The sequence below is a fragment of the Limnobacter sp. 130 genome (genome assembly GCF_902506325.1).
Classification (GTDB): Bacteria; Pseudomonadota; Gammaproteobacteria; order Burkholderiales; family Burkholderiaceae_B; genus Limnobacter.
Genome location: NZ_LR732328.1, coordinates 808,836 through 827,377 on the forward strand (window position 1 = coordinate 808,836; position 18,542 = coordinate 827,377).

An 18,542-nucleotide genomic window follows, 5' to 3' on the forward strand; every position below is an offset into this window, starting at 1 on the left:
GGAGACAATTTTGCAAACCTATCGCCGTGCATGCCATTTGTGCGAGGCCATTTGTGGCCTGAAAATTGAAGTCGAAAACAATCAGGTTGTTTCCATCAAGGGCGATGAACAAGACCCGTTCAGCCGCGGACACATTTGCCCCAAGGCTGTGGCATTGAAAGACATTCAGGAAGATCCGGATCGATTGACCAAGCCGGTGAAGAAGGTCGATGGCCAATGGGTAGAAACCACCTGGGAAGATGCAATCGAGCTGGCCTGTGAAGGCTTGTTCCAGGTGCAACAAAAATATGGTGCGAACGCTGTGGGGGTTTATCAAGGCAACCCCAACGTACACAACTGGGGCCTGATGACCCACAGCGCCAATTTTCTGGGTTTGCTGAAAACCCGCAATCGTTTCTCTGCAACTTCGGTCGACCAATTGCCCATGCAGTTGTTGGGTTACTGGATGTTCGGGCACCAGTTGCTCATCACCATTCCCGACATTGACCACACCAACTATTTCCTCATGTTGGGCGCCAATCCGATTGCCTCCAATGGCAGCCTGATGACCGTGCCCGATGTGGCAAAGCGAATTAAAGCCTTGCAGGCGCGGGGTGGAAAACTGGTGTTGATCGACCCCAGAAAAACTGAAACCGCGCAGATCGCTGACAGCCACCATTTCATAAAACCGGCCAGCGACGCTGCCTTTGTGTTTGCACTGATCAACACAATTGTTGGCGAAGGCCTGACCCGCATGGATCGTTTGGCCCACCACAGTGAAGGCTTGTATGCCGCCTTGGGTGCCATTTCAAAGGTAACACCGGAAGTGGCGCAAGCTGAATGCGGCATTGATGCTGAAACCATTCGCCAAATTGCCCGTGATTTTGCCAATGCGGGCAAGGCAGTTGCTTATGGACGCATGGGTGCATGCACGCAGCGCCATGGCACCTTGGCGCAGTGGGGAATTCAGTTGCTGAATTTTGTAACAGGCAACACAGACCGGGTGGGTGGAAGCCTGGTGGCCAACCCCGCGCTTGACTTGATCGCTGCACCCAACAGCAAGCCAGGCAGTTATGGCCGCTGGCACAGCCGGGTCAGTCAAAAGCCTGAGGCCTTGGGCGAGTTTCCCAGCGCCATCATGGCCGAGGAAATTCAAACAGAAGGGGAAGGGCAAATCAAAGCGATGGTGACCATTGCAGGCAACCCAGTGTTGTCCACGCCCAATGGTCAGCAGCTTGACAAGGCCATAACCGGGCTTGATTTCATGGTGTCAGTGGATTTGTACATCAATGAAACCAATCGTCATGCCGATGTTATTTTGCCCACGACTTCACCCCTGGAACATGATCACTATGATTTGATCTTCAATATTTTTGGCGTGCGCAATCAGGCCAAGTACAGCGCGGCCACTTTGCCCAAACCTGAAGGCAGTCTGGATGACTGGGAATTGATGGATAAGCTGGCTGCCTGCTACAGCGCCAAACTTGGAAAACCAGCCCGGCCTTCCATGCCGCCGCAAATGATCCTCGACATGGGTTTGCAAATGGGGCCTTATGGCATGGCCAGTGAGCACAAACTGAGTTTCGAACAATTGAGGCAGCAACCTGAAGGAATTGACCTGGGGCCACTTCGCCCCAGTTTCCCGGACCGCTTGCAAACTGCGGACAAGAAGATTCAATTGGCACCCGCCGAGGTACTTCAGGCTGCAGCAAATTATGTGGATGATTTGCTGGATGCCAGCAAGCGCGCAGGCACAGAAATGATGCTGATTGGACGACGCCACATTCGCAGCAACAATTCCTGGATGCACAATTCAGAACGCTTGGTGAAAGGCAAAAACCGTTGCACCGCCATGGTAAATCCAGCCGATGCAGCACGCTTGAATTTGCAGGAAGGCCACAGCGTGCGGGTGTGCAGCCGCGTGGGCGAAATTACATTGTCCGTGGAAATTTCAGAAGATGTAATGCCCAGCGTGGTCAGTATTCCCCACGGCTGGGGACACGACAAATCGGGGATTCGCTTGCAGGTGGCTGCTGCGCATGCAGGCGTGAGTTGCAACGATTTAACTGACGAACAATGGCTGGACGAGCCCAGTGGCAATGCAGCGGTGAACGGTGTACCGGTCACCCTGATTCCAGTGCCTTAGCCATTGGAGATTAGCCAGGCCTTCTTTCCCACACGGTCATTTCTGCAAGGCTGTGCTGGTATTTGCGGGCAGTTTCGCGAATCACAAACGGAACATTCATTGGTTCCCGAACCTGTGTGAAATGGGGTGCAAGCACGACTTGCATACCCTGCAACATGGTTTTGGGGTTTCCGTTTTCTTCAATTCCGCCGAGCCAGTTTTCTTTCGGTGTGTACTCAGTCAGCAGCGTGTAGGGTGAGCTGATCACCAACAGGCCGCCGGGCACTATGCGGTGGGGCATGTCGTTTAAAAATTCGGTGGGGTTGTTTACCCGGTCAATCAGGTTGCCCGCAAATATCAGGTCGTAGCCGGTGTGTTCTGTCCCCAGTTTGCAGGCGTCGCCTTGCGAGAACGCCACGCGTTGGTCACAACCACCATAATCAAAATCGCCAAGCGACACTTGCATGGCCCTGCCCAAATCGCCTTCATCGTGCAGAAAGTAATTCAGCGTGTTGCCTTGTTGCAGTTGTTGTGCGGCATGAATAAAACGGGCGGAAAGATCGACACCAACGGCGGCATCGAACCCCAAGGCCAGCTCGAAAGTGCTTCGGCCAACGGCGCAACCCAGGTCGAGCGCTTTGCGGCGAGGCCGATTCCCCATGAATTCCAGGCACAGTTGCGCACAGCGCACCGGATAGTTGGGAACATCAAAATAATCAATGCCGTAGTGAAAAGCCAGGTACTGGTTTAATAACTCGTCGGTTTCGTAAGGGTTGTACATATAGCCTTATTGGGCGCAGGTTCTAAAGCCGACAAACACATCGTTGCGGTCGGGTGTATAGGCTTGGCGGTAAGTGCCGCGAATGAGTATGGACGAAGTAGCACACGAGCCACCGCGCACCACTTTGTGGTCGCCGAATTGCAAAGTCGACATGAAGGGGTACATGTCCATGGTGAATCCGTCGTATGGGAAAAACAGGCTGTCGGTCCACTCCCACACGGTGCCAATCATTTGTCGGCATCCAAACGGGCTGTCACCCTTGGGCAGGGCGTTTACTGGCAGCCTGGCCAGGTTGGTGCTGTCCATGTCGACCCAGTGTGCTTCCATGGTGTTGCCCCATGGAAACTTGTTGAACGTACCCTGTTCACGGTTACCCAACGCCGCAACTTCCCATTCAAACTCAGTGGGCAGGCGTCGCCCGGCGAACTTGCAATAGGCTTGCGCTTCCCAATAACTGATGTGTTTAACCGGTAGCTCGCCCTGAACAGGCAACCATTGGTCGAAGCAGCGTTCAAACCAAACACCGTTTTCATGTTTCCAGAACAAGGGGTGCCTGGCACCGCTGCTGTTGCGCCACTTCAGGCCCGCCATGCTCCAGTATTGGTCGTTCTCGTATCCACCAGCCTGAATAAAGGCAAGGTACTCGGCATTGCTCAGCAGGTTTTTCGAGATTCTGAATGCTTTCATGTCAATCACAAAGCCGGGCTTTTCATTGTCGAAACAGAAGTCTTCTGTTGCGAAATGTTCAGAATCGGGCGGCATACCAATGCGGTAGCGGCCTGCGGGAATTTCAATGTCTTGCGTAACAACTGCCTGCGCGGCCAATTCGCCCGTTTCACTGGTGGAATTGGGGGGCGGCGCATAGCCCAGGCTTTGGCGCGCCCACACCATCGACTCAATGTGCATGTTCAGGTGAAAAATGGCGTACTTGTACAGATACAAATCACGGTCTGTCAGCGGCTTGCTTTCAATTCGCTGCCTTACCTTGTCGAAGGTGTCGTCAAAGTAGCGCAGGGTGTCGGGTTTATCCGGAAAAAGTCCTTCCTGCCAGCGGTCTTCGTGCCCCAGCTCGAAGGAATCCCAAATATCGTCCAAGGCGGGGTTGTACGCGGGTAGCTTGTCCAGGTTTTGCAGAATGAACCGTTCGAAGAAAAAAGCAGCGTGCCCAACTTCCCAAATGGGCGGGTTGATTCCCGGCAAATAAGGCACCTTGACCTGGTCTGCATTCAAGCTATTGAGTAATTCGAGCACGCGCTCGCGGCTTTGTTGTAAAGAAGCGAGTAAGGATTGCTTGTTATTCATCGTGGTGGTACTACTAATGGGTTACACATAATTATAGGTTACCCATGCCCATTAAATCGATATTGCGCACCTTGACTGTTGCATCCACCGCACTCTTGATCGCCAGCGGCAGTGCCTATGCCGAAAAGCCTGAGAAAGGAAACGGCAACCAAGGCAAGAACAAAGAACAAAATGAACAACGCGGGCAAAAGGAAAACCGCAATGGCGGTGGCAACGAGAAAGGCCAGCGTGCTGAAGGCCGAGATTCTGGCCGAGACGGTGGTGTGTCGGTGTCGTTTAACTTTGGCCGCACTGAAACCCGCATTGTGCGGGATTACTACGGTGGCCAGGTCGCCAAAGGCAAGTGCCCACCCGGGCTGGCCAAGAAAGGCAATGGTTGCCAGCCCCCAGGGCAAGCCAAACAGTGGCAAAAAGGCCGCGCCTTGGGCAGCGGTGTTCGCTATTACGACATTCCCAATGAATTGCGTATTCGCTTGCCTGTGCCACCCTTGAACCACAAATATGTTCAATTGGGCACAGACCTGCTGTTAATTGCGGTGGGTACAGCCATTGTGGTGGATGCGATTGACGGGATTTTCTAAACAATTGTTTTGAGTTTGATTGAACTGATTGCCTACTCACTTCACTTATGAAATTGATTGCAAGCCACCCCATTTGCCGCGTTTTGTTGGTTGCATTTTGTTTGGTGTTCTCGTCGCAAACCTTGGCTCGCGAAATCGAACCCAAGCCCATGCATTACGAGTTGCCCAATTGGTTCAAACAAACTTTTCTTGAAATTCCTGTTGATATTCAAGATGCACAGTCACGGGGCAAAAAGCTGTTGATTTTCTTTCATCTTGACGACTGCCCTTATTGTGCTTATCTGCTTCAGGAAAACTTTACGCAAGGTGCAAACCGGGAATTGATCGAAAGCAAGTTTGATGTGGTGGCGATTAATGTTCGTGGCGACTTGCCAGTGAACTGGATTGACGGCACGGTCTATTCTGAAAAACAGTTGGCCAGAAAGCTGGGTGTGTTTGCCACCCCGGCTGTGCTGGTGCTGGGGCCCAAACCCGAGGTAAGCAAGAAGATTATGGGTTACAAAAAGCCCGGAGTTTTTATGGAGCTTTTGGGGTTTGAGGGGGCTGTTCAATAACCCCACAATCCGGGTTAAGACAACACGCGCGTCAAACCCAAACCCATTGCCACAGCTTCAATCGCCGAATCATTGGTCGAAGTGATTAGTTTGGGTTCAAGCCTTACAATCACATTTCTATCCTCCCCGCCAAACCGCCATTCCTGCACTGGATTGAGCTGCACTGGAGCAATCAAGGTGTGTGGTTCAGCAAATCTTTGGGGTGCTTGGACTTTAATCCGCTTTTTCCGCGCTCAAGCAAAATGAGATTGCGTCTTCCAGTCGATCATCCCCCCAAAAAAGTTGATCACGAACAATCAAAGTTGGAGCACCAAAAATCTGAAGTCGATCGGCCTGCTCAGTGATCTGTTTCAGTCGGTCTTTGGTTTCTTGGCTACTTGCAAGTGAAAGTATTTCCTGAGGGTCGAGGTCCATTTGCACGAGAATTCCCTCGATAGTTTCCTGAATGGAAATATCTTTGTTGAATACGAAGTAGGTTTTGAATACATTTAGGCAGAACAAATGAAGCCATGGGGCATCCGAAAACGCTGTGGCAATCCGCGCTGACAAGATACTTCCGATCGGGAACTGGGTTGGTTGCTGGAATTCAATTGAATATTTGTTGGCTTGGCGTTTCACGTCTTGCCACATGTAGGCAAGTTTTCTGGGTTGAGCCAGAAAGGGGCTGGATTGCCAACCTAGCCTGTTAAAAATTGCGCCAAGCACCACAGGAATTAGGTGAACCTTGATGTTATTGCTTGATACGAGACTATGGATCCTTGCGACAGCCAGGTATGAGTATGGACTAGAGAAGTCAAAGTACAGATCAATTTGCTTGTTCAAGGACTGCACTCCCGGAAATATTTGGTAAGAGGGTGCAGTGATTTCAAATTTAATTACATGCCGTGTCAATCTAAAAAAACCGACATTTTTTGTCACAAAACAAAAAGGCCGACCACCGTTAAGTGATCGACCTTTCTGAGTATTTGGTTGCGGGGGCAGGATTTGAACCTACGACGGTTATGAGTATTTTCTCTTTTAGCGATCACAGGCGGTGAAACTTGATAAGTAGCGGGCTAAATTGGGTTGTTTACTACGCCAGCTGTGACTTTCTAGTCATCCGTGGGGGTGCCACTTTAGATCGCTTTAGATCTATCGTGTTGAGGTGCACCCCTGGGCACACGCACTCAGTTTCCATGCCCTGGTAATTCCTTTGGGATGAAATTGACCTTCAGGCACTGAAAATCGACGGCATCATGACAAATGCATTTCTGTGATTCTTGATTGGCCGTCTGCCTATGTTTACTCGGTCTTTTCAGGCCACGTTTTGGGGGCTGTCTTTTTCATCCAAATCAGATAAATTGAAGTATGTGCTCACCCCGCTCACGGAGTCACAGTTGCCCGAATCATCATTTCAAACTGTTTGCTTTTCCAGTTATCTCAGGTCTGTTTATAAATCCACTCTGTTCGAACAAGTGGGCTTGATCAGAGCAGGAGTGCCATGTGGGTACTTTTATGACACGGCCCAAGCCATCGGGACAGCCTTGCTGATTTAGCTCAAAGTTTAAGTGTGCCCCCTATCGTTGGTCTATTCCGTGAAGTCCAGGGGGTCGCCCAGCCAGAAAAAGAGCCTTTCTAACCAGATCATCGGAGTTCACTTGTTGATTGGTCAGGTGCAGAACTTAGTGGAAGAGTACGGTGATCCTGTTGGGTTTGATGCAGCTAGATGGCTTGGGGATTGGGCTTTCAGTTCAAACAATGCTCTTGGTTGGCTACGTCCAGCCGATTACTTCGATACGGTCGTTGGTCAAGAGATCGTGGCGGATTTGTTAGCAGCCATCCGCTACGGCAGTTATCAGTAGCCAACGGTGAAATGGTCCACTGGTATTCATGTGGATTGTAAAATTTTTTCCTATGTTTACCCAGTTGACGGGCTAGCAAACTTTGACCCGATGCCGACATGTCATAAAAGCTCCTAGACGTCATAAATAACCCACATGACATGTGAAGTTCATAATTTGAGCCCGCTCACCTAAATGAACTTTGGTCTCAATCCATCAAAGGTAGGGTGCCGAAGTTTAAGAAGGTGCTCAAGAATCACAAATCGACTCTTCCCGAGGACTTGGGTTTTATTGTGACTCATCAGTCTTCGGCCCAGTATTGACGCTAAGCACACAGAACGATAGCCTCTTTGCATTCCGTAGCGACACAGTAGGTTCCATTATGAAAGACAGATTAATAAAGATTAGGGCAAGTTCCGAGGTGTGCGATTTGATTGACGAAGCAGCAAAGGTCCAGGGCAAAACCCGCTCCGACTTTATTCTCAGCGCGAGCGTAGAAAAAGCGCAAGAGGTACTGCTTGATCAGGTGTTTTTCAAGCTAGGGAGTACTGCGTTCGTTGCGTTTTCGGACTTAATTGAGGCCCCATTTGCTCCGTCCGAAGGCCTGAAGAAGATAATGTCGACAAAGCCCGTCTGGTCCTAAGGGCTGGAAGAGTTTGAGCTTTGATCCGCCATGGCATAAGCGATGCATGTTAATCGAGCACTTGCGGTCCGTAGTCGAACTAAGCCCACCTAACTTACACTGAATAGTCTCAAAATGAGGTTCAGGCTTGTCGACCAAAGCCGGGGTAGTCCAGTGAGGATAAAAAGTGCCTAGGGAAAGCGGAGCGATTCATTTCCAATCCCTTTTATAGTGCGTTACCTCGGCCACGAGTTCACCTTGCAGGAAGGAGATTTGATTTTTACGGGAACTCAAGAGTGGTTTGGGTTTCTAAAAAACTTCGATGCGCTGTGGCTGGTGCTTCCTGGCTTGATTGATACAGAATTTAAAGTGGGCTGATTGAATGCAAATGTTCAAAATAAAAAAATGAATTCGCGCCTTGATGCTGGCTTCGACAGGGTTGGTGGCCACCTGCAGTGAAAAACCCGAGGCGTTGGCCTTGGACAATTAACTCGTCGAGGTGTGGAAAACATCAACCTGTGGATGTTAAGCTGAATAGATATAGCATTTTGAGGACAATGGTTTCCCACTGAAGGTGAGTGATATTCAAAACACCGATTCGTTACGCGCCGCATTGGGGATACCACAGCAGTACGGCAGTTGTCACAGTGCAAAAGTCGGTGGTTATGCTGTAGAGGGTCACACGCTGGCGGACGATATCAAGAAAATGCTAGCTGAGAAGCCCGATGCTGTTGGTCTTTCGGTGCCCGCCATGCCAGTTGGTTCGTCCGGTATGGAACATCGAGACTATCCGCACTAGGGCGTCGAGTACAATTTGCCGTTAATTGGAAAAAACGGTGAGGTGAGTTCGTACACCAAGCACGACCCCATTCACTGAGGTTTTCGTTTCTATCCAGCAAATGTTGATCTGGCTTTGAGTGGCAAAGCAGAGTCCAAATTATTCGTTAACTTGATCCGTTTAATGTATTGATGAGCACCTTACCCCTGCTGAGTCTTATCTTGCTTCCTCTCGCGGGAAGTCTGCTAGCAGCTTTTTTGCCTGCTAACGCGCGCAATACGGAATCCACGCTTGCTGGCGCGATAGCGCTGTTGTGTGCTGTTCAAGTGGCCAGTCTGTATCCAGTAGTCGCGGCTGGTGGGGTGGTGCGGGAAGAATATTTTTGGATTCCTTCGCTGGGTTTGAGTTTCGTAGTCCGCATGGACGGCTTTGCGTGGATGTTCTCCATGCTGGTACTAGGCATTGGCGCCTTGGTGGTGCTGTACGCCCGGTATTACATGTCGCCATCTGACCCGGTCCCGCGATTCTTTTCCTTCCTGTTGGCCTTCATGGGGGCAATGAGTGGTGTCGTGCTCTCTGGTAACCTCATTCAGCTGGCAGTGTTTTGGGAACTCACCAGTGTGTTTTCGTTCCTGTTGATTGGGTATTGGTACCACCGTAAAGACGCGCGGCGCGGTGCCCGTATGGCGTTGACAGTGACGGGTGCAGGCGGTTTATGCCTGTTCGCAGGCATGTTGATATTGGGTCACATCGTAGGCAGTTACGACTTAGATGTGGTCTTGGCTGCCAAAGATCAGATTCAGGCGCATGCCTTGTACATGCCCATGATAGTGCTGGTGTTGTTGGGTGCGTTTACAAAAAGCGCGCAGTTTCCGTTCCATTTCTGGTTGCCCCACGCCATGGCAGCGCCCACCCCGGTGTCGGCTTATTTGCACTCGGCCACCATGGTCAAGGCGGGCGTGTTCTTGCTTGCGCGATTCTGGCCGGTACTGGCGGGCACTGACGAATGGTTCTGGATGGTGACTTGCACAGGTTTGGCCACTTTGCTCATTGGTGGTTTTGCTGCAATTTTCCAGACTGATTTGAAAGGCTTGTTGGCTTACTCAACAATTTCTCATTTGGGGCTGATCACCACATTGCTGGGTATGAACAGCCGCCTTGCAGCCGTTGCGGCCGTGTTTCACATCATCAATCACGCTACCTTCAAGGCTTCGCTGTTCATGGCGGTGGGCATTATTGATCACGAAACCGGGACCCGCGACATACGCAGGCTGAGCGGTTTGCGCCACGCGATGCCGATCACTGCCACGCTGACCATGGTGGCCGCTGCAGCCATGGCGGGTGTGCCTTTGTTGAACGGGTTCATTTCCAAAGAAATGTTCTTCACCGAAGCCGTGTTCGTTAGCACCGTGCCGTGGTTCTCGACCGCCTTGCCATTCATCGCCACGCTGGCGGGTATTTTCAGTGTGGTGTACTCATTGCGTTTCACTGTCGATGTGTTCTTTGGTCCAGACCATTGCACCATGCTGCCCAAGCCTGCGCATGAACCCCCCCACTGGATGCGCGTGCCTGTTGAATTGCTGGTATTGATTTGCTTGGCGGTGGGTGTGTTGCCCCAATTGGTTATTCAGGCGATTCTGGTTACGGCCGCAAATCCGGTGGTCGCAGGAAATCTGCCCGAATTCAGCTTGGCGCTTTGGCACGGCTTCAACCTGCCATTGGCCATGAGTTTTGTCGCTTTGTTTGGCGGTATTGGCCTGTACTGGCTAATGCGTCGCGGCATGAACACGGGTACTCCAAAGTCTGCGCCTGTGATTGGTATCGTCAGCGGTAAAAAGCTGTTCCGTAGTTTGCTGGCCCTGTTTGTTGTGGGTGCGCGTGAGGGTATGCGCTTTGTTAGTACGCGGCGTTTGCAGCCGCAATTGTTTCTTGTGATGCTTGTGACCGTAGTGGCCGCGGGTACACCTTTATTTGGTTTGGCAATCGCGGAATGGCTGGACGCGGCAAGCCGCCAAAAGCTGACCTTCTCGCCCATGTTTGCATTGTTGTGGGTGGTTGGGTGCGCTGCCGCAATCGCCGCTGCATGGCAGGCAAAATATCATCGATTGACGGCGCTCGCTTTGATGAGTGTGGCTGGCTTAACCACTGTGGTGACCTTCGCATGGTTCTCTGCCCCTGACCTCGCTTTGACCCAGTTGTCTGTTGAAGCGGTAACCACCGTGCTGATTCTGCTTGGCCTTCGCTGGTTGCCCAATCGCCGCGAAGAAATTGAGGACAGGCAACCGTTCTGGGTAAAAGCCAATGCCAAAGCGCGACGTGCACGCGATTTGCTGGTGGCTTCCACCGCCGGGTTGGGGTTGGCATTGTTGTCTTATGCCGCGATGAGCCGAAGTTTTCCACAAAGCATTTCGCCGTTCTTTCTAGAAAGGGCTTTGCCTGAGGGTGGCGGAACCAATGTCGTGAACGTGATGTTGGTGGATTTCCGTGGTTTTGATACCTTGGCCGAAATCACCGTGCTGGGTGTGGTGGCACTGACTGTGTACGCTTTGCTTCGCCGTTTCAGGCCAGCAGCAGAGAGTGTGGATATTCCCTTGCAGCAGCGCGCCATTCCCGTCGATATTGCCACCGATTTGATTTCAAGTGATCAAGACATCGACACGGCGAAAGGCTATCTCTTGGTGCCCGCGGTACTGGTTCGAGCGGTGTTGCCGATTGCAGCGGTGATTGCTGTGTACCTGTTCATGCGAGGGCACAACGAACCTGGTGGTGGATTTGTGGCGGGCCTTGTGTTGTCCACCGCATTCATTTTGCAGTACATCATTTCCGGCACGCGTTGGGTAGAAACCCATTTGCCCTTGCGACCGCCCCTGTGGATCGCCAGTGGCTTGTTGATTGCTACTGCAACCGGCCTCGGGGCTTTGTTCCTTGGTTATCCGTTTTTGACCACGCACACTGCGCATTTGTACTTGCCACTCATCGGTGAATTGCACGTGGCCAGTGCACTGTTTTACGACATTGGCGTCTTCACCTTGGTGGTTGGCTCAACACTTTTGATCTTGACGGCCTTGGGGCATCAGTCTATGCGGGGTCACCGCCGCGCTGTAGTTCACGACGACAAAGGGGACAATTGATGGAGCTGGTGCTTTCAATTGCAATTGGCATTCTGACTGCGTGCGGCGTTTGGCTGGTGCTGCGCCCGCGTACTTATCAGGTGATCATCGGATTCTGTTTGCTGGGTTATGGCGTGAATTTGTTCATCTTTAGCATGGGGCGCTTGGCCGTAGACAGTGAGCCGATTCTGATCCCTGAGCTGGCTGCGAATTTAATGAACTACACCGACCCCATGCCCCAAGCCTTGGTGTTGACAGCGATTGTGATTGGTTTCGCGATGACAGCGTTGTTCCTCGTCGTATTGCTGGCACAAAGGGGGTTTTTTGGTAACGACCATGTGGATGGCAAAGGAGACGCTGAATGATGCGTCTTGTTGAAAGCCTGATGCCACACTTGATCATCGCGCCGATCCTGTTTCCTTTGGTGATGGCGTGTGCCATGTTGTTGCTGGGTGAGCGCCGTTATCGACTGAAAATCAGCCTCGGGCTGTTTGCTGGCTTGGTGAACCTTTGCGTTGCGCTGTTACTACTGGTGTGGGTGAAGCAAAGCGAGGTAGCGGGTTCGGTAGGCATTTATCTGCCGTCGAATTGGGATGTACCATTTGGCATTGTGTTGGTTTTGGATCAACTCTCGGCCATGATGTTGACGCTGACGGCCTTGGTTGGCTTTGCAGCGTATGTGTTTTCAATGGCCAGGTGGCACAAGGCCGGCTCGCATTTTCACCCGTTGTTTCTGGTTCAGTTGATGGGTATTAATGGTGCATTTTTGACCGGCGACCTGTTTAATCTGTTCGTGTTTTTCGAGGTAATGCTAGCGGCATCGTATGGATTGTTGCTGCATGGTTCAGGCCGACAGCGAGTGCGTGCAGGCTTGCATTACATCGCCATAAATCTGACTGCCTCATCCCTGTTTCTTGTGGGTGCTGCGATGATCTATGGCATCACAGGCACCTTGAACATGGCTGATCTGGCAGCCAAGATTCCGTTGATATCTGATACAGATCGCCCATTGTTCCACGCGGGTTGTGCTGTTTTGGGCGTGGCCTTTTTGGCCAAAGCAGCTATGTGGCCGCTTAATTTTTGGCTAGTGCCCGCTTATTCGTCCGCAAGCGCGCCGGCAGCAGCTGTCTTCGCACTGTTGACCAAAGTTGGTGTGTACGTGTTGCTGCGTTTAAGCACTTTGCTGTTTTCCGGGCAAGCGGGAGGTTCTGCCGGTTTTGGCAGTGACTGGTTGGTGTGGGGTGGCCTGTTGACGATGGTCTGCGGTTCACTGGGCGTATTGACTGCCACCAGCCCTGCAAGGGCGGCTGCATTTTCAATCACGGTGTCTTCTGGCATTCTGATTTGTGTAGTTGGGCTTGGTATTCCGGAGGTAACAGCCAGCGCCTTGTACTACCTGCTTGGGTCTACCTTTGCGGTGGCTGCGCTTTTCCTGTTGACCGAGTTGATGGATCGGGTTCGTGACATGGAGGCAGCCCAGCGCAGGCAGGATGAAGAACAGGACGTCAGCCTGCCGTTCGGCTATGCGGAGTCAAGAATCGGGCCTGATGTGAACCTCGACGACAATGAAGAGGTGCTAATCGGCAAGCCAACACCCGGGTCAATTGCCCTGTTGGGTCTTACATTCATCGTATGTACCTTGCTGGTTGCAGGTTTGCCGCCCTTATCGGGCTTTCTGGGCAAGTTTGCGGTGGTGTCGGCTTTGTTGCCGATTGCCGATACCGATTTCACTACCACACCTGGCATGTGGACCTTAATGGTGATGTTGTTCGTCTCGGGATTGTTTGCTTTGGTTGCGCTGACCCGAATCGGGACTCGTTTTTTCTGGATGACCAGCGAACGCCCTGCGCCGCTGTTGCGCACCATTGAATACTTGCCAATTGCCCTGTTGATCGTTTTCTCCGTGTTGTTGACCGTGCGTGCTGAAGTGGTGATGAAGTTTGCCAAGCAAACTTCTGCGGCACTGCACGCGCCGCAGGGTTATATGCAGGCCGTGCTGTCAGCCAAGCCCACTTGGGCGCCAACCAACGCGTATCGCCTGGAGCAGGAGGTGCCATGATCCGAAAATTCCTACCCGATCCATTGTTGACTCTCGGTTTGATCGCCCTTTGGTTGATATTGAACAGAACTTATGGCTTGGGTCACTGGATATTTGCAACTATATTGGGTGTAGCCATTCCCTTGTTGGTTCAGCCCCTGAGACCTGTGCCGGTTTTTTTCAAAAAACCAATGCTGGCCTTCGTGCTGTTCTGGCGCGTTGGTCTGGATGTGGTGGTCTGGAATTGGCGAATTCTCCGTGGCACCCTGGCTACTGGCAGCAATGTACCCAAAGGTGACTTCATCATCGTACCTTTGCAGTTGAAAGACCCCAACGGTTTGGCTGTTCTCGCGGCTATTATGTGTGTGATTCCTGGCACCATTTGGTCTGAATTGGCGGTCGATCGCAGCGCGCTGCTGGTGCATGTGTTCGACATGAAAAATGCCGAAGAAGAGATTGAAACCATCAAGAACCGCTATGAGAAACCCCTCATGGAGATTTTTCAATGAGTACATTTTTGTTTGTGGCGATCGTCGCTACCTTGACCTGTTATGCACTGGCCATGGGCCTGACCCTGTACCGCATGTTGATTGGGCCGCGTGCGCAAGATCGGGTGTTGGCTCTTGATCTTATGTACACCATTGGCATGTTGATGCTGATGGTGTTGGCCATTCGTTATCAGAGTGAAATGTATTTTGAGGCGGCCTTGTTGATTGCTCTGTTTGGCTTTGTCGGATCGGCTGCCATGGCTAAGTTCCTTTTGCGCGGAGAGGTGATCGAATGATTGTTGCGGCACCCCTGTGGGTAGAAATCATCGTGGGTGTGTTGCTGATGATCTCTGGCATATTCACCCTGTCTGCTGCAGTTGGTGTGTTGCGTTTCAAAAGTTTTTTTCAGCGTATGCACCCCACCGCGCTAGCTTACAGTTTTTCAGCTTGGTTGGTGACCTTCGCCAGTATTGTTTATTTTTCGGCGGTGGACTTGTCGCTGACTTTGCACCCTTGGCTGATCATTATTTTCCTGTCTATTACGGTACCGGTGACCACCATTTTCCTGGCCCGAACGGATCTGTTCAGAAACCGGATGGCTAAAGAACCTGAGACTCAAGTGCCCCCACCCTTGAGCGAAATGGCATCGCCTTTGCCTAAGAAGAAACCAGCCCACCTCGATTGAAGCTGATTCAGCCTTGGTGCATGTTGCTATCCACTTACCCGGAAATCGCGAGTTACTTCTTTAACTATACTTTTCCGAATAATTACTAAGCATTGCATGAACGGGATGAAAAATAAACCCTAGTTATTCGCCACCATATAATGAGCTTGGAACTCGATTCCGAAAGTCAGAGTCATGATCGGCTACTGCCTAAGTTTCTAAGTCTGCTTTCGCCAATAACTCAGACATTTCAGCCATAAGTCCTGATGTCCGTTTTGGCCGACAATCGGCCGATGCAGAACTTATGCCTTTACAGACTAAGCGTCCGGTATTGGGCTCTATGCAGACTCCACTGTGATCACAAAAGTCGGGATGATTCAGACCATCGTTGCTAACAATCGAAAACGCAGGCACTCATTCACCAACGGGATGTCGCCTGTAGATTTTGAAAACCAATTTTTAACGAGGCCAACGAGTGTCTAGTTAACTCAGGGCGATTCAGGCCGAATTTCGGCTGGAGCGGACACTGAGCCTGACGGTTGAAAAATATGAGTATTTGCGAAAGTTGGCTTCGAAACTTCGGCGGCAGTCGATGATGACGCAGACCTTCCGAATCAAGTCCTTGACTCGACATTTGGTGGCGAATAACCAAGGTTTATTTTTCATCCTGTTCATGCGATGCTTTTGAAATATCAGAAATAGTTAATCAAAAAACCATTTGTGATTTGTGCATAAATGGACGTTGCCGTGATTGTTCGATAAATCAAGTTGGGCGGCAAGAGCACTGCATCATATCGGGAGAGGGTGAAGGTGAAGATTTCGACAATTCAGCTGAAGAACTTCAAACGCTTTTCTGACCTTAAAATCAGAAACATTCCACCATCTGCGAAGCTGGTGGTGGTTGTAGGGCCGAATGGCTGTGGAAAGTCATCTCTCTTCGATGCAATGCTTCAGTGGTATCGTCAGAATGCAGGATTTGGTGCCTACAGTGATGAGAAATACTTCAGGAAGGATGCGGCGCAGCAGTTTGATTGGAATCAAAGCGTTCTAATTGAAACGCATGGAAACGAAAGGCCGCAAAAGGGGTCGTTGTACGTTCGTACCGCTTATCGAAACGACCCAGATTTCAACATATCTAGCTTCAGCCGAGAAGCTGCCCCATCAGATCAAGTTCGTCTCTCCCGCATCATCGATAACGACCAAACGGTAGGCGTAAATTATCAACGACTTATTTACGACACAATGTCTGGCGTGTTCGACTCAAACAATGATTCAAAGACGGTTCAAGAATTACGTGAAGAGCTAGTTGGTCACATTCGCCGTTCCATGCAGACAGTCTTTGGCGATCTTGTTTTGAACAACATTTCGGACCCTTTGGGGGATGGAGCCTTCTATTTCGAGAAAGGTGTTGCAAAGTATTACCACTACAAGAACCTATCTGGTGGTGAGAAGGCGGCCTTTGATCTGTTGCTCGATATCCACATCAAGAAAAAATATTTTCCTGCTGCCGTTTATTGCGTCGATGAAATTGAGACGCACCTACATACGCGAGTTCAAGGTGCTCTGTTGAAGGAGCTATACGCTGTTCTTCCATCTGATTCTCAGCTGTGGGTTACGACGCATTCTTTGGGCGTTACTCGGGCGGCCTTAGAGCTGGCAAATTCAAACCCCGGAACGGTTTGTGTTATCGACTTCGATAGCGTTGATCCGGATCAACCCCGTGAGATCGAACCAAGCGATCTTGGTCGTACTGCATGGGAAAAGATGTTGTCGATAGCTCTGGATGATCTATCTCCATTAATGGCGCCGCAAAACATCGTCGTATGCGAGGGTTCGCGTGTCGGATCAAGGCGTCGTGACTTTGATGCGGAAATCTACAACCGAATCTTTAAGGGCACGAATGCAAATACGATATTCATTTCTGGTGGTGGCTCAAATGAGGTCGCCCAAACGGCTCAGCGGATCGCGGATATGCTTCGCACTGTTTTACCGAATACTCAAGTCCACCATTTGATTGATCGAGATGACCGCAGCGATCTTGAAGTTAAGAGTCTACGACAGTCTGGCACATTAGTCATTGAACAACGTAACCTGGAAAGTTATCTCTTCTCGGAAGAGGCAATCAAAAGCCTTGTTGTTGAACTTAACGAGTCCGCACAGGAAGTAGCAGCATTGCAGATTCGCACAGATTCCTTGGCTGCCAGTATGGCCCGTGGAAATCCAGTAGACGATATGAAGTCGGCGGCGGGAGACATTTTCGTGGGATTGAAAAGGCTTCTTGGTCTTACGCGGTGCGGCAACAATACGGACGAGTTCCTTCGAGACACCATGGCGTTCCATGTTAAAGCTGGGTCTAGGGGGTTCAGCGAGTTGAAAGCTCAGATTATAGACAGGCTCCCACAGTGAGAGTGCTCCCACACCACAAATTGTTGCACCGGACATTTGATCTAATGCCCATTTTTGCTTCCGCAAAAAAAGGCATCGCCTCGATCGTCGCTGGACGCAGGCGTTAGGCCCCCGTGAGCGAGCCGAATCAATGATTGAAACCGAGGTCATTCTGCTTAAGGCCGTTTACGACCATATTGGAGAAATGGTTAATTTCTCGACTGTTGAAATCCAGACCTGGGAAGACGATAAGATCGTTGTCTTCAAGGACGCCAATGCGGAAAAGCTCTTCTATATCCTTCTCTCGGACTTCTTATCCAAAACGGACAGCAATGGTCCAATACCACAAGTCAGCTTTTTGCAAGGCTTGTCGAATATTTGTGAGAACCCTCAGTTCTCCAGCGTCGGAAGCGAGCAAGAGCTCAAACGTACTGTTGAGGACTTTCGCGCCTGGCTTAACACGCAAAAGGAAATCGATATTTGGATGTCTTCGATCAGTTCGCGGCTGACGCTCAAATTTTCATGGGCAGATGCCGCGAGGATGTCGGGAGACGTTTCTAAACATAACTATCTACGGGCGATCGGCGTTGCGAAAAGGCTTCAGTCAATACTCGCAGATTCGGGCAAGTCTGTTTCCCTTGATGACGCGCTTCTGTTGCTTCCTGACTTTTACGAGCGGTTTCATGGCGACATCCTCATTTATCTCTCTAGTCACATATGCGAGTTTCTCAATAACATACGATGGGGAATATACACGTACCTTCTACCTGAGTATGTGAGTAGCTGCCACCGCACGGATGAGAATCCAGCTGGTTATAGCTTTCGCGTCCCCCCAGAGATCCATTCAAGTTATGCGTGCGGCTGCTATTGGGATCTCATGAATTACGTTCGGTCGAAGCCATACATGGAAAGGTTTACAGTTCCGCATGCATTCAAAACTCATTACTGAGAATGCCCTAACATAGCGTTCCAACGGATGAAGTTGCTGAACAGCGGTGTTATCCAACGTCGGTTTCTGACCACTTTGAAGATGTTATGAGTCAAAGGTCTCACCGTCCGCTCCGGCCAATTACTGGTCATTTCACCTGCACCTCAAGTTTCAGTGCTCAAACACCGCTCCCCGAAGGTCAGCCAGGTAATCCGCGTCCATGAACCAAGCGTTGGTCAAAAATCATCTCTCTGTGCCCAGAAAATCCAAATTTCCGCGCAACTGAGCATAACAACACGCTATGTCATCTAGCCGCGATCCCAATCAAGGCAACGATCTCAGGGAACCCATAGGCACACACTAGGCACAACTTAGGCACATCCTAGT

17 protein-coding genes are annotated in these 18,542 nt (G+C 50.8%); 14 read left to right on the forward strand and 3 right to left on the reverse strand.

What is annotated here, in order from left to right:
• The first annotated feature begins 10 nt into the window (after positions 1-10).
• A complete protein-coding gene (locus tag FRIGORI9N_RS03900) occupies positions 11-2,125 on the forward strand; it encodes a molybdopterin oxidoreductase family protein (RefSeq protein WP_201301402.1) in 2,115 nt (704 codons plus the stop codon).
• A 10-nt stretch (positions 2,126-2,135) separates the two neighbouring features.
• Here the strand turns inward: FRIGORI9N_RS03900 and FRIGORI9N_RS03905 are convergent, their stop codons facing one another.
• Both FRIGORI9N_RS03905 and senA read right to left on the reverse strand, forming a co-directional pair.
• Entirely contained in the window at positions 2,136-2,885 is a 750-nt protein-coding gene (locus FRIGORI9N_RS03905) for a putative 4-mercaptohistidine N1-methyltransferase (protein WP_159568569.1), read from the reverse strand.
• 6 nt (positions 2,886-2,891) lie between these two features.
• The gene (gene senA, locus FRIGORI9N_RS03910) at positions 2,892-4,187 is read right to left on the reverse strand and encodes a selenoneine synthase SenA (RefSeq protein WP_159568570.1); all 1,296 of its coding nucleotides are present in this window, start codon (positions 4,185-4,187) and stop codon (positions 2,892-2,894) included.
• Between the two features lie 44 nt (positions 4,188-4,231).
• Here senA and FRIGORI9N_RS03915 point away from each other — a divergent pair, with 44 nt between their 5' ends.
• Positions 4,232-4,768 (forward strand): hypothetical protein, encoded by a 537-nt coding sequence (locus FRIGORI9N_RS03915; protein ID WP_159568571.1) that lies wholly within the window; start codon positions 4,232-4,234, stop codon positions 4,766-4,768.
• Positions 4,769-4,815: 47 nt separating this feature from the next.
• A complete protein-coding gene (locus tag FRIGORI9N_RS03920; protein WP_159568572.1) occupies positions 4,816-5,322 on the forward strand; it encodes a thioredoxin fold domain-containing protein in 507 nt (168 codons plus the stop codon).
• Positions 5,323-5,535: 213 nt separating this feature from the next.
• On the opposite strand, the gene FRIGORI9N_RS03925 is transcribed toward FRIGORI9N_RS03920, so the two are convergent.
• Positions 5,536-6,144: a 2-hydroxychromene-2-carboxylate isomerase gene (locus FRIGORI9N_RS03925; protein ID WP_159568573.1), complete on the reverse strand. Its 609-nt coding sequence runs from the start codon at positions 6,142-6,144 to the stop codon at positions 5,536-5,538.
• A gap of 815 nt (positions 6,145-6,959) precedes the next feature.
• On the opposite strand from FRIGORI9N_RS03925, the gene FRIGORI9N_RS03930 reads away from it, so the two are divergent.
• The 11 genes from FRIGORI9N_RS03930 to FRIGORI9N_RS03980 all read left to right on the forward strand — a co-directional run bounded on the left by FRIGORI9N_RS03930 (position 6,960) and on the right by FRIGORI9N_RS03980 (position 18,176).
• Positions 6,960-7,163, forward strand: a complete 204-nt coding sequence (locus FRIGORI9N_RS03930) for an MbcA/ParS/Xre antitoxin family protein (RefSeq protein ID WP_159568574.1) — start codon at positions 6,960-6,962, stop codon at positions 7,161-7,163.
• A gap of 361 nt (positions 7,164-7,524) precedes the next feature.
• Positions 7,525-7,785 carry a DUF1778 domain-containing protein gene (locus FRIGORI9N_RS03935; protein WP_256366098.1) on the forward strand — a complete coding sequence of 87 codons (261 nt, stop codon included), beginning with the start codon at positions 7,525-7,527 and terminating at the stop codon, positions 7,783-7,785.
• Between the two features lie 553 nt (positions 7,786-8,338).
• A complete protein-coding gene (locus FRIGORI9N_RS15550; protein ID WP_201301403.1) occupies positions 8,339-8,563 on the forward strand; it encodes a DUF411 domain-containing protein in 225 nt (74 codons plus the stop codon).
• Positions 8,564-8,733: 170 nt separating this feature from the next.
• On the forward strand, positions 8,734-11,673 hold the full coding sequence (locus FRIGORI9N_RS03945; protein WP_159568576.1) for a monovalent cation/H+ antiporter subunit A: 2,940 nt from the start codon (positions 8,734-8,736) through the stop codon (positions 11,671-11,673).
• Positions 11,673-12,017 carry a Na+/H+ antiporter subunit C gene (locus tag FRIGORI9N_RS03950; RefSeq protein ID WP_159568577.1) on the forward strand — a complete coding sequence of 115 codons (345 nt, stop codon included), beginning with the start codon at positions 11,673-11,675 and terminating at the stop codon, positions 12,015-12,017. The genes FRIGORI9N_RS03945 and FRIGORI9N_RS03950 overlap by 1 nt, the downstream gene beginning before the upstream one ends.
• The gene (locus FRIGORI9N_RS03955) at positions 12,014-13,711 is read left to right on the forward strand and encodes a monovalent cation/H+ antiporter subunit D (RefSeq protein ID WP_159568578.1); all 1,698 of its coding nucleotides are present in this window, start codon (positions 12,014-12,016) and stop codon (positions 13,709-13,711) included. Before FRIGORI9N_RS03950 ends, FRIGORI9N_RS03955 begins: the two co-directional genes overlap by 4 nt.
• Entirely contained in the window at positions 13,708-14,199 is a 492-nt protein-coding gene (locus FRIGORI9N_RS03960; protein ID WP_159568579.1) for a Na+/H+ antiporter subunit E, read from the forward strand. The genes FRIGORI9N_RS03955 and FRIGORI9N_RS03960 overlap by 4 nt, the downstream gene beginning before the upstream one ends.
• A complete protein-coding gene (locus FRIGORI9N_RS03965; protein ID WP_159568580.1) occupies positions 14,196-14,474 on the forward strand; it encodes a K+/H+ antiporter subunit F in 279 nt (92 codons plus the stop codon). The genes FRIGORI9N_RS03960 and FRIGORI9N_RS03965 overlap by 4 nt, the downstream gene beginning before the upstream one ends.
• Positions 14,471-14,863 carry a Na+/H+ antiporter subunit G gene (locus FRIGORI9N_RS03970; RefSeq protein ID WP_159568581.1) on the forward strand — a complete coding sequence of 131 codons (393 nt, stop codon included), beginning with the start codon at positions 14,471-14,473 and terminating at the stop codon, positions 14,861-14,863. Before FRIGORI9N_RS03965 ends, FRIGORI9N_RS03970 begins: the two co-directional genes overlap by 4 nt.
• Positions 14,864-15,652: 789 nt before the next feature.
• A complete protein-coding gene (locus FRIGORI9N_RS03975) occupies positions 15,653-17,248 on the forward strand; it encodes an AAA family ATPase (protein WP_159568582.1) in 1,596 nt (531 codons plus the stop codon).
• A 130-nt stretch (positions 17,249-17,378) separates the two neighbouring features.
• Positions 17,379-18,176: a hypothetical protein gene (locus FRIGORI9N_RS03980; protein ID WP_159568583.1), complete on the forward strand. Its 798-nt coding sequence runs from the start codon at positions 17,379-17,381 to the stop codon at positions 18,174-18,176.
• The last annotated feature ends 366 nt before the right edge of the window (positions 18,177-18,542 follow it).